The organism is Brasilonema sp. UFV-L1 (assembly GCF_012912105.1).
Taxonomy (GTDB): Bacteria; Cyanobacteriota; Cyanobacteriia; order Cyanobacteriales; family Nostocaceae; genus Brasilonema.
Window position 1 is genome coordinate 1 of record NZ_QMEA01000086.1, and the last position, 12,227, is coordinate 12,227.

8 protein-coding genes are annotated in these 12,227 nt (G+C 42.7%); 5 read left to right on the forward strand and 3 right to left on the reverse strand.

Annotated elements, in window-relative coordinates:
* Nucleotides 1-734 precede the first annotated feature (734 nt).
* Both psbU and nadB read left to right on the forward strand, forming a co-directional pair.
* On the forward strand, nucleotides 735-1,190 hold the full coding sequence (psbU, locus tag DP117_RS22385; RefSeq protein ID WP_169220445.1) for a photosystem II complex extrinsic protein PsbU: 456 nt from the start codon (nucleotides 735-737) through the stop codon (nucleotides 1,188-1,190).
* A gap of 288 nt (nucleotides 1,191-1,478) precedes the next feature.
* A complete protein-coding gene (gene nadB / locus DP117_RS22390; protein WP_169220472.1) occupies nucleotides 1,479-3,158 on the forward strand; it encodes an L-aspartate oxidase in 1,680 nt (559 codons plus the stop codon).
* 227 nt (nucleotides 3,159-3,385) lie between these two features.
* On the opposite strand, the gene DP117_RS22395 is transcribed toward nadB, so the two are convergent.
* Complete coding sequence (locus DP117_RS22395; protein ID WP_169220446.1) at nucleotides 3,386-3,691, reverse strand: hypothetical protein; 306 nt, start codon at nucleotides 3,689-3,691, stop codon at nucleotides 3,386-3,388.
* A 117-nt stretch (nucleotides 3,692-3,808) separates the two neighbouring features.
* Between DP117_RS22395 and DP117_RS22400 the strand changes: the two genes are divergently transcribed.
* The 3 genes from DP117_RS22400 to DP117_RS36420 are packed head-to-tail and all read left to right on the forward strand — an operon-like array spanning nucleotide 3,809 to nucleotide 8,903.
* On the forward strand, nucleotides 3,809-4,993 hold the full coding sequence (locus DP117_RS22400) for a hypothetical protein (RefSeq protein ID WP_169220447.1): 1,185 nt from the start codon (nucleotides 3,809-3,811) through the stop codon (nucleotides 4,991-4,993).
* On the forward strand, nucleotides 4,975-5,946 hold the full coding sequence (locus DP117_RS22405; protein ID WP_169220448.1) for a MoxR family ATPase: 972 nt from the start codon (nucleotides 4,975-4,977) through the stop codon (nucleotides 5,944-5,946). The genes DP117_RS22400 and DP117_RS22405 overlap by 19 nt, the downstream gene beginning before the upstream one ends.
* Nucleotides 5,947-5,957: 11 nt before the next feature.
* Nucleotides 5,958-8,903, forward strand: coding sequence for an SUMF1/EgtB/PvdO family nonheme iron enzyme (locus DP117_RS36420; protein WP_248277773.1), 2,946 nt, complete (start codon nucleotides 5,958-5,960; stop codon nucleotides 8,901-8,903).
* Between the two features lie 785 nt (nucleotides 8,904-9,688).
* On the opposite strand, the gene DP117_RS22415 is transcribed toward DP117_RS36420, so the two are convergent.
* Both DP117_RS22415 and btpA read right to left on the reverse strand, forming a co-directional pair.
* Nucleotides 9,689-10,654 (reverse strand): vitamin K epoxide reductase family protein, encoded by a 966-nt coding sequence (locus DP117_RS22415; RefSeq protein ID WP_169220474.1) that lies wholly within the window; start codon nucleotides 10,652-10,654, stop codon nucleotides 9,689-9,691.
* 170 nt (nucleotides 10,655-10,824) lie between these two features.
* Entirely contained in the window at nucleotides 10,825-11,673 is an 849-nt protein-coding gene (gene btpA, locus DP117_RS22420; RefSeq protein WP_169220449.1) for a photosystem I biogenesis protein BtpA, read from the reverse strand.
* Nucleotides 11,674-12,227 lie beyond the last annotated feature (554 nt).

Below are 12,227 nucleotides of genomic sequence, written 5' to 3' on the forward strand. Positions count from 1 at the left end.
GCCCCCCAGCACCCCTGCTGCCTCAACGAAGAGATGTCTTAACCGAACGGTATTGAGGGCACCCCTGTCTCCCTCAAGGCATCGAGGGGACAAGTCCCAAATCTTGTGTTAATTATTGTTAATAAAAATTAAGAAAAATAATATTTTCTGAGTGAGATTGTAGTCAATAATTAATCTCAAAAAAGACACAATTTACCTGTCCAGTGACCAAGGTGAGTCAACTTTGGAGTACTCTAAGTGATGCCCTATTTTCCTTAACTGAGGACTTTTGCGCGTTAATCGTATTCATATACAGTTAAAACCAAGTCAGTTGCAGCAAGAGTGAAAACTTAGATCACTATAAAAAAATATTAGCAATAGTCTGGTGAAGCCAAGCGCAGTCAGAATTGTGGATATTAATACGCTGTATATTAGTTTCTGATACTGCTGTGTTGATTAAGCTATCAGCCAAAGCGGTTCTGAGTAGAAAGTACTGAGTCAATAACCTTTAGTTGAGTGCAATCCCCATGCCTAAAAGGCAGGGGCTTGTAGTTAACCGTTTAACTTTTGGTGGTGTGCCGCAAGGGCATAGTTCCAGTTGGAGAAAATCTCCGCTTGAACTTCACTTTTACACACAGTGACTCAACTGTTAATTGTGCGAAAAATGTCCGTTGGCGTCTACAGCACTCATGACTCAGAATTTACTACCGTGCTAAGTGCTTTTAGCTTAAGACTTTTATTTCAGTTTAGAGTGGATGGAAAGAGGTAGAAAAATCGTGAAAGGATTGGTGCGTTTATTAACAGTGTTTAGTTTGTTGTTAGGATGCTTGGGATGGCTGGGAACAGCTCAAACAGCCCAAGCAGCTGATTTCAACTTTATTGCTTTTCGTTCAGTTCCTGTTCTGGCAGCTGTTGAAACCCCTCGCAACCCTGCAGATCAAAGACTGGCAGAAGTTTATGGTAAAAAAATTGATTTGAATAATACCAATGTGCGAGCTTTTCAAAAGTATCCAGGACTGTATCCAACTCTCGCAAGCAAAATTATCACCAATGCTCCTTACCAAAAAGTAGAGGATGTGTTGGATATTGCTGGATTGAGCGAACGTCAAAAACAAATTCTGCAAGCTAACCTAGACCACTTTACCGTGTCAGAAGTAGTACCTGCCTTCACTGAAGGAGACGATCGCTTCAACAACGGTATCTACAGATAATTGCATTTGCAGGTCATGAAATCAGTACACAGTGACCACAGTACACAGTACAAAGTCATCAAGCAACTGATGATTCATAACTGTTAAACTGCTATGACCCACTCCCAAAAAGGAGTGGGAATTAGTTTTTCACAGGAAAGAAAGAAAAGTCAATTGAAAATTTTGAATTTTGAAAGGACACTCGCATGGGCGGGTTCCCCGACTTGAGCGAAGTGTCCGCTTTTGAATGAGCGAATTTTCAATCTTTCCTCACTTCTGGTACTCCCCACACCCTTCACACTCCCTGCTTTGTCTCCAATAAATATTAAAAACCAATTTGATGTTATTGTTGTCGGTGCTGGTGCTGCTGGACTATACACAGCACTATGCATACCTGCCGATTTGCAAATCGGCTTGATTACTAAAGAAACAGTTTCTCTTTCAGCAAGTGATTGGGCGCAGGGTGGTATTGCTTGTGCGATCGCCCCAGAAGATTCTCCTTATTTACACATTGAAGATACTATGCAAGCGGGTGTCGGTTTGTGCGATCGCCCTGCTGTGGAATTTCTTGCAAAACTTGCCCCAAGCTGTATTCAATCTCTTGTTAACTTGGGAGTCGCTTTTGATCGTCATAACAACCATTTAGCTTTAACCTTAGAAGCAGCTCATTCCCGTCACCGCGTTCTTCACGCTGCAGACACAACAGGTAGAGAAGTCACAACCACTCTCACATCTCAAGTCCTGCGACAAAAGAACATTCAAGTCATTCAGCAAGCTTTGGCTTTGAGTCTATGGCTAGAACCAGAAACAGGCAGATGTCAAGGTATTAGCCTGTTTTATGAAGGTCAAGTCAAATGGATTAGAGCAAACGCGGTCGTTTTAGCAACAGGTGGAGGGGGTCAAGTGTTTGCCCAAAGCACAAACCCTGCTGTTAGTACTGGTGATGGAGTGGCGATCGCATGGCGTTCTGGCGCAATTCTCAGAGATTTGGAATTTGTGCAATTCCACCCCACAGCTTTAACAAAACCAGGTCGCTTTCTTATCAGTGAAGCTGTGCGCGGCGAAGGGGCGCATCTTGTCGATAACGACGGACGGCGTTTTGCTTTTGATTATCACCCAGCAGGCGAACTTGCTCCTAGAGATGTCGTCAGTCGTGCAATTTTTAGCCATTTACAACGCACTTCAAGTGATCCAGCCACTGCTCATGTGTGGTTAGATATGCGCCCCATCCCTGCTGAAAAAATCCGCCATCGCTTTCCCAACATTATCAAAGTTTGTCAACAGTGGGGTGTGGATGTCTTCTGTCAACCGATCCCCGTTGCTCCTGCTGCTCATTACTGGATGGGTGGTATTGCGACTGATTTAATGAACCGGACAAATATCCCTGGTTTATACGCAGTCGGAGAAACCGCTAGTACTGGAGTGCATGGAGCAAATCGCCTTGCAAGTAATTCTCTACTAGAATGCATTGTCTTTGGCGCACAAATGGCACATCTTCAGATTGAAAAGAGTCGTCTGGTGGATTTGCCAGAGCCTACTATGCGAGAGTTTTCTGCAGATTTGGCTGCATGGCAACCTCAGCAAGAACACTTAGAATTACTGCGAGATAAAATACCACGTTTGGTTTGGCAAAGTGCTGGTATTTGTCGAGAGAAATCTAGTTTAGAAACAGCGATCGCAACGATTGAGTCTTGGCAGCAAGATTATATTTCTTTGCCTGTGAGTCAATTTTTGCTATCTTTACGTCCGACAGAATCAGCTCGTTTAGAGATACCTGACGTTGAACGGCAATTACGATTGTGGGCAGAAACGCGCAATTTACTGGATGTCGCTTTTTTAATTCTCAAAAGTGCTGCCTTTAGAACTGAAAGCCGAGGAGGACATTACCGTTTAGATTACCCTCAACTAGAGCCAGATTGGCAAGTCCACACACTTGTGCAGCAAAACAACTGGTGGAAATCTCCAGTGGTGAACTACCAGCTATCCTAAATGATTTGTACACAACAAGATACCCGACTTCTCTAATAAATCAACGTATAGCTCGTGGATGAGTATCAAACACTCGCTCACGAGTATCAAACACTCGTTCATATCATGTCCGGTTGAACACTTGTAATAAAAAGACCCCTCCCCAACCCTCCCCGAGCTCGCGGGGAGGGTGCCGTTAGGCGGGTGGGGTAAATTTGGGAATTGTAAGTAATTAAGCGGACATGATATCACGAGTTTTTTTCTGCTTCGTCTTCCTCCATTGCATCTTTGATAACTTGGTCAAGACGGTCATTAGCATCCTTAGTCCGTTTTGTCAATTCCACAGTGCCTATCATCCCTACTTTGCTGATTTCCACTCCCTCTGGAATGTCACCAGAGATTGCAAGGTATACACCAGACAAGGTGAGAAACCCACTGAGTAATGTTGCTCCTAAAAATCCGTTAACAGCTAGCTTAGCTCGACGAATCCGTTGTTGGAAGTAGTTCTCTTTGGAGTTGCTGGAACCGGGTTGGCTGGACTTAATGACTTTCATTTACCTTACCTGCGCTTGATGTGTTCTGTTCTGATTAAGCCAGCTTTACTTGTATGTGTAAAAATCTGATCAGGATCTGATCAGGAGCTAGTTGAACCAGGCGATCGCTAATAGGTAATGGTAAAAATTCCGGCTTCAAAAGAAGGGATAGAAAAAATTAATCAGTGTAGAGAAGACAAGCGATGGACTAAAGATGAAAATAGCGAAGCTATGATTATCACAAGTCAGCAGCAATTCAGACAAGCAGTAGCAGGAGAAAAAAAACTGCCGATAGAAGACTTCACCATTGAACAGCTTGAATCTTTGGTAAAAAAGAAAATTTTTACTCCTGACTCAACCAATCAAGTTTGGGAGTATATTAATAGATTAAAAAGTAAGAATACTTTACGCATTACTATTGAGCGGTTTTTGCAAGTCATTGAATCAAAAGAAATTCATACTAAAGGAATTACATATAGAAACTGGCAAAAGTTTCTGCAAGGGAAAGAAATTGAGCAGGATGTTTTTATAGCTTTCTGCGAAGCATTGGGAATAGAAGATTGGAAGAGTGTTGCTGTTCTTCCTCTCATCTATACCAAAGATAGTACTAAACAAACTCGTTTAGTTGAAGGCTTAAGCTTATTCAATCATCAACGACAAATTGATTTACTCCTGAGTAACTTAGCGAACCAAAAAAGAGCTTTTTTAATTGCTAATCCATGTCATTACAGTCGAACTTGGATGCTGAAGCGATTAGAGACAGAGATTTCTGTCACTATGTGTCTGAAATGCAAACCGATTTCTCTAACGGGTTCGCAGTACTCCTCATTGAGAATTGGAGAATTAAAAAATCGCTTTCACACAGAATATTGTCAAGCAAAACTTGTTAAGACTTTGAAGCAAGAAAATCTGCTTTTTATTCTTGATATTGACACTTATGATTTAGAACGCTTAGAACAATTGATAATAGAATTTTGGCAGCCTTTGGTTAGCCAAGTTCCAAAAAATGCTGGTATGTTATTGATGTTTTTATTAGCTAGTCATTGCAACAATGATTGGCAAGAAAAATGGCACAAAAGTTCTACCTTGTCTGAACACATTACTGAACTGCCTCCAGCTAATCCCTTTGAAGCAAACGATGTGGCTCAGGTACTACCAAGAATTGCGCTAAAACTTGGACAGCAATTGTTAGGACAGGAAGTAACAATTGCTAATTGCCTAATCAACAAAAGTCAAGGCGAAACAGAAAAGTTACTTCTAGAAATTTATCGGTACTTTGAGTGTAGGACAACAGAATTTTCCCTATGGCAAAGATATCCTTAGAATATACCGGAGAAGTTCAACCTCCCGTCGGAGAGTGGAATGAGCATGTACTGCGTAAACTGTATCCTTACTATCCCGATGATTCTCTCAAAGAAGCAGTGAATTTAGCAATCCGCTTGAATCGTCCATTGCTGCTGGAAGGAGAACCAGGTAGCGGAAAAAGTGAGCTTGCTCGTGCTGTTTTCTATGAATTTAGTAGTCAGAAAAAATCTGATTTTGAGTGGCGTTATCGCCTTTGGAACGTGCAGTCAACTAGCAAAGCTCAAGATGGATTTTACAGCTATGACTACATCGGAAGACTACAAGCTGCACAACTAGAAAAAGTGGGAATTGAGAACGATGAAACTGACCCTGCAAATCCCGAAAAGTTTCTCGAATATGGACCACTCGGCTATGCTTTTGAGGAAAAAACTATTGATAAAAAAGACGGTGAGAAAAAAGACTGTAGAACTATAGTTTTGATTGACGAAATTGATAAAGCGGATACAGACTTTCCTAATGACCTCTTACTGGCTTTAGAAGACCAATGTTTTGAAATCAAAGATGTGCGTCCTCGGCGCTGGTTAAAAGCGAATTCCGATGCACCACCAATTGTTTTCATTACCTCTAATCAAGAAAAAGACCTTCCCAGTGCATTTTTGCGTCGTTGCCTGTATCATTACATTGAGTTTCCTAAACGCGAACAACTTATCAAAATTATTAAAGCAAGATTTGAGTCATCACCAGATAAAGTTGTGAAAGCTGCTATTGACCGCTTTTTGGAATTACGCTCAGAAATGGAGGATGAAAAAGAAGAAACCGCAAAAAAAATTAGCACTAGTGAGTTAATCGATTGGTTTACAATCTTAAACGACTATCCCCCAGAGGAGGTTTTTAAAAAACTTAAAGAAGGACTTCCCTTTGCCAGCACTCTGCTCAAAAGTCGCCAAGATAAGAGCGAATATGGTTTTTAGGTAGCAAGATCATGAGTCAACCCCCACTGCTAGATTTATTTTTGCGGCTACGAGAAGCTGGTTTGCCCTTGAGCATTGACCAGTATCATTTAGCAGTAGAGGCATTATTGCAGTCAATTGAAGCAGGATTAGACATTGCTGACCAAAAAGCAGTGGCGCGGCTATGTCGAACAATCTGGGTGAAATCTAAACAACAACAGCATTTGTTTGACCAGTGCTGGGAAGAAATCATATCCCAAAGTGCAGCAATACGCAGCAAATCTTCCACTATCGAGTTAATACTTCAACAACAGCAAGCCCCATCAAACTCAAGTTTACCTGATGAGATTAATTCAGATAGCGAGAGTCAGAAACCTGAGAATCAGCAACCAGAAGAAGTTGTCACTTCCGTATCATCTTTACCTGATGAGATTAATTCAGATAGCGAGAGTGAGAAACCTGAGAATCAGCAACCAGAAGAAGAGGAATTCTTACAAGATGAATTCTTAGAAGGAGAAGAAGAGGAATCTTTAGTCCCGACTCCCAGTGACATTGCAGTTGTCACTTCCGTCTCCACAGCACTGAAAGAAAAAAATTATTTCCCGATTCGCCGTGAACAACTACGACAAAGTTGGCGGCTTTTGGCTCAAAAATTACCAAGTAGTATTCCTAGTCAGTTAGATATCCGCGCAACAGTTACAGATGTCGCTAAACGGGGCTTTTTTTTCAAACCTGTTTTCACTCCAGCTCAAGTTAAGTGTAGAGAAGTCGTCCTGCTGATTGACAACAAAGGCTCAATGGTTCCTTTTCATCCCTTGTGTCGTCAATTTGTGGAAACTTGGAAAGGAGCGAAAATTTACTACTTCCACAATAGCCCTACCGAAGAACTTTATCATGACTCACAATGTTGGCAAGGAGAATCTGTCAAATCTATCTTGGCACGTTTCTCGAAAGAACACACCCTAGTTGTCATTGTCAGCGACGCTGGAGCTGCACGTCGCCGTACTGTACCTTCAAGGTGGGAAGAAACTGTTGACTTTCTGGCAATGCTGACACCTCAAGTCTACAGGGTGGCGTGGCTCAATCCCCTTCCGCGCTTTCACTGGGTAGAGACCACTGCTGAAGAAATCGCTAAGATAGATTCATTAGTCCCAATGTTTGCCTTAGAACCTGTTGAATATCAACAAATGCTGCAATGGTTACTTTATGGCAAACCGAGTGTGAGAAGTTTCTTGAGACAGGCAAACGAAAAAGCAAAGAAAGCGTGGAAAAATAATCAAGTTAATAGTTTTGAATTTTGGGATTTAGGATTTGATGCTGTTGGCAAAGTAGAAGCTTTCGATAGACAGTTTGGAAAAGCTCATTTGCATTTGGCTTATCATGCGGCTTTTCCTCTCGTTTTAACACCAGATTTGCTTTATTGCTTGTGGTGGAAATTTTTTAAAGAACCTGCTAGTGTTTCACCACAGGAACTTCGCCTGGTACAGAAACCCGGTTTCTCAAAGAAACCGGGTTTCTCAGAGAGAGTTCAATCTGCAAAGTTGTTTTGGCAGAACTTTTTTAAAGAACCTACTAGACAACCTGCGAGAGAAACTGCAAATGTACCTTGGTATGCTGTTCCTGATTTGCTGCTATCAAATTTGTGTCAGCAGGTCGATTCTGAATTATATGAAATGGAGCGTGAAGTTCGCAATGAACTGCTAAAACGTTGTCAACAGCACTTCGGAGAAAAGCGGCTTCAAGAACTCTCCAAATTTCTGATTTCGTACATCAAACGCCAAGTCACCGAACAAAAACTAAACTCATGGCAGTCTGATTTGCTGCAAGCCCAGCAATGGACAGCTTTAGCATACACCAAAAAGCGAGACGAAGCTGCCCGAGAACTCGCAGATGAACTACGTCAAGCTTATCTGCAAAATAACAAAGCTGAATTGGTGCGCTTATCTGAGGTGATTGAAACTTTGGCAGAACCTTTAGCAGAAAAATATGAACCTTTACTGGTGGTTGCGCGGGGTTATGCTGCTTTCGCACGTGGCGATGAAAGAGGAGCCGCAGATGCTCAAGATGAATTGGAACAGCTGTTAGGCTTTGGAGAGACTATTAATATAGAAGGAGTCACGCTAAAACGACCAGGTAAACTCCGCCTGCAACAGTTTTCCTTCGAGGTTGTCACCGTTAACCGTCGCGGCGAAATCATCAAACGAGAAACCAAACAAGCAAGATATTTCACTGAAGATTTAGGCGAAGGTATTACTCTAGAAATGGTCGCAATCCCTAGTGGAAAATTTATGATGGGTTCACCAGAACCAGAAGGATATGACAGCGAAAAACCTCAGCATGAAGTTACCGTTCAATCCTTCTTCATGGGTAAGTACCCAATTACTCAAGCACAATGGCGAACAGTAGCCGCATTACCCAGAATTGAACGTGACCTTCAGCCAAACCCATCTTATTTTAAAGGTGATGACCGTCCTGTAGAACGTGTTTCTTGGTATGATGTTATCGAATTCTGTGGTAGACTTTCTAGAAGAACAGAGCGCGAATATCGATTACCCTCAGAAGCGGAGTGGGAATACGCTTGTCGCGCTGGAACAACAACACCGTTTCACTTTGGTGAGACAATTACAGATAAATTAGCAAATTACAATGCCAGCGTAAGATTTGCTGACGAACCTCAAGGAAAGTATCAACGGAAAACCACAACAGTAGGAACTTTTTCTCCCAACGCCTTTGGTCTGTACGATATGCATGGGTTAGTCTGGGAGTGGTGTGCTGATAATTGGCATGCAACTTACCAGGAAGCGCCAAAAGATGCAGGAGTATGGATTAGTAATGATAATAATTATCGGCTGCTGCGGGGTGGGTCGTGGGTCGACGGTCTTGGGCTTTGCCGTTCTGCCAGCCGCTACTGGGGCAAGCCCAAGACCGACGTTTTCGGTTTTCGGGTAGTGTGTGGTGCGGCGGCGAAGACTACGTAGTCCTTTATTATACTTTTGCCCTCTTACCCTTTATTCTTTTTTCTTTTCCCTTTTGAGAGCGAAGCGGAGCGGAGCGATCTAATTTTTTTATTTCATTTCATACTATATCATAAGCTGTGCTCGCAATCTGCCCATCTCCCACAAATTCTTAATATCCTGTTGAAAATTCTCTACATCGTACACACAAGTCCTTGAATTATATCAGGTTCGGTTGATTACTTATCATTCCTGAAGAACCCCACCCCGCCAAAGCTACGCTTAGGCTCCCCTCCCCTTGCCAAGGGGAGGGGATAAAGGGGTGGGGTGCAGTCAACGTGGCAATCATAACTAATTAGCCGAACATGATATTACCCACTCATTCGGTGCAAAACCTCACCCTGCCCTATCGGGCATGCCTCTTTGCGAGTTCGGTGCAAAACCTCATACCAATTTGAAAAAAGAATGCGACAGATACACAGTCCCAAACCCTCGTTATCTTAGGCTTTCTTAATTTTGAATTTTGAATTTTGAATTTTGAATTGGTATCACCCTGCCCTATCGAACATCCCTCTTTGCGAGTTCGGTGCAAAACCTCACCCTGCCCTATCGGGCATCCCTCTCCTTAGTAAGGAGAGGGAAAGATTTACCCGCAGGGTAAAGCGAGGGTGAGGTTTTAAGCGAGATGTGTACACCACGGTAGTCTTTTCAAGGGGGCTAGGGAAGATCTAGCTTTATCTGAATCGTATTGCTCTATCGGGCGTTGTAACCCACATTTCGCAGGTGCGATCATAAGTTGCTTTCACAAACTATTTAAAAGCGCCAGGAAAATTCTTAAAATTACGGGGACCTTGATAGCCAGAAATTTGAGCTAATTTCTCTAATGACTGCACGTTGGGATATTGTTTACCGTTAATTTCCCAAGTAGGATAGCCTTGAATGCCAGCTGCTTTGCACAAATCTGGACGGCTGTCTTTGCCTTGGGGATCGCACTCAATTTTCTGAATTTCTGGATACGCTTCTTTACCAAACAGTTGCTTTTGTTCGTGACAATGAGGACACCACCAAGCTATGTATTCCTTAGCACCAATTTTGGTTAAGTGACGTGCCAACTGAATTTCTGCTTCACCAGAAGTTGTGGTGATGGGCCAACCAACACCAAATTTTGGATCTCCGGTTGGTGTTAAGCTAACACTATTTGAGCCAGTATTAGCACCAGGGTTATTGACATTGGCATAAACGCCTAAAGTCCCAATCAGCGTCACCATACCAACAATAATGGCAATAAAGAAGATTTGCCCAATATCTTCCCATGTGCGACCAATAATAGTCAGCACTAAAAAGCTAAGGGAGAAGATAGCGGAAGCAAGACAGTACAGACAAAGTGCTTTGATTGTGAAAAATAGCAGATACATTAAGTAGCCACTAAAGATAGACATGGCTAAAGCACCAGCCAAAAGCAACAACCATGTCCAATTTTCTACCTTTGTCCGGGTGTCTTTATTTTTTACAGGGTCAAATGCCAAAGGAGCCAAAGCAAAGATCGCCATGCTAGTGTAAGCAAGAAAGCCAAACAAAGCTAGAGGCAGCCCGAAAACCGTAGCATAGGGGCTAGAAAGGACTAAATCACAGCTATTAGTGGGGCAAGCGGCAGATCCTTGTGTCAACTTAACTATGGTCAGATAACCAGTTGTTAATGCACCACAAGATGCGGTCGCGGCAATTAATATTCGCGACCATCTATGAATCCAGGGAATAGAACGACGGCGACTCATAAACTGCAAGATGAAATTAGGAATGACACAATAATCCAAAGAGTAAGAACTCAAAACTCAGGAGAGAAAAACACCTAGACAGTTAAGGTTTCAAGCTGTTTCTTACTGTCTGGTTATTTCTGTCGTCCTGTACTAGGAATTGGGAATGCAAAATCAGAAATGATTAGCTGTTACGAGTGTAGCTTTACAGAAGAAATTGATTTTGTTTCACCTTTAGAGTTCCAACCTTTACGTGCAGCTTCTACAAACTGACTGACCCGATTTGGATCTATAGGTTGCTCGCGACGACCGTGACGCTTCAAAGCACTGGAAACAATAACACCATCTGCCGATTGTATCAGTGTAGCAATGTTTTCCAAACTTGCTCCACTACCAATAAACACTGGAGTGCCGTTAGCAGCAGAAGATGCTAATTCTAAATCTTCTGGGTTTGTAGGATGACCCGTTGCCCAGCCAGATATAATCACCGCATCTGCCAAACCGCGTTCAATAGTATCTTGCACTGCTGTAGTCAGATTCACAGAACTCAACGGACGGGCGTGCTTGACTAATACATCGGCAAAAATTTTGACATCGCTGCCTAACTCGCGCCGATAGCGTAGGAGTTGATGGGCTTCTCCCTCAATGATTCCCTGGTCAGTTGCCATTACACCTGTGAGGACATTCACACGGATGAATTGCGCTTTGACACAAGTGGCGATCGCCATTGCACTTCTAGCGTCATTCCGCAAAACATTTATCCCTATAGGTAGCGTCACCAAATTCTGTATCCGCTGTACCAATACAGTCATGGCACTTACGACCACTGGATCGACCTGGTTTTTAGAAAATGGCGCATCGAAAAAATTCTCTACAATAATACCGTCAACCCCTCCACTTGCCAGGGCTGTTGCTTCTTGTTCGGCACGGTCAACGACTGCTTTGAGACTACCTCCCCAACGGGGCGAGGTCGGCAGTGGTAGTAGGTGAACTACGCCTATGATTGGTGTTCGGGTTTTAAATAGCTGATATAAGTCCACGTCTTTAACCCGCTTTGCGGAGTCATCAGTCCTTAGTCATTCATCATTAGCTATTATCACTGGTGACCATTGACTATTGACTTATATTTCACGACTCATGCATTAAGTTTGCTTTTTATCACAATTTATTTCAACTCGCTGTTACACAGCTTATTTGTTATTTACAATCAGCTAGCACTTGTGACCGAGCCTTACACGAAAAAAATGGGCAGGGCTAATACGATATTCGTCTTGACCCCACGATTAATCATGGGGCTTCAAGCCCTGCCCATTTTTTAGGGGGCAAATTGGTGACGACTTGCTAGCACTAGATTCTTTTATTTTATCTGTGGAATTACTTGCCTCCTCCTTAAGATGGAATCTGGCGTTACTCTTTCCATAAGATATGTTAAGCTAGTATATAGATATATCAGAGGAGTTTGCCACTCACCAGACGCGAGCACGCTTCCCGTGAAGAGGAGATCTTGCCTATCACTGGTACAGGTATTGCCTGAAGAAAAAGGGTAGCATTACCGCTTACAGGCGTAGTCACGCGCTATTTTCCTTAGGGTAGC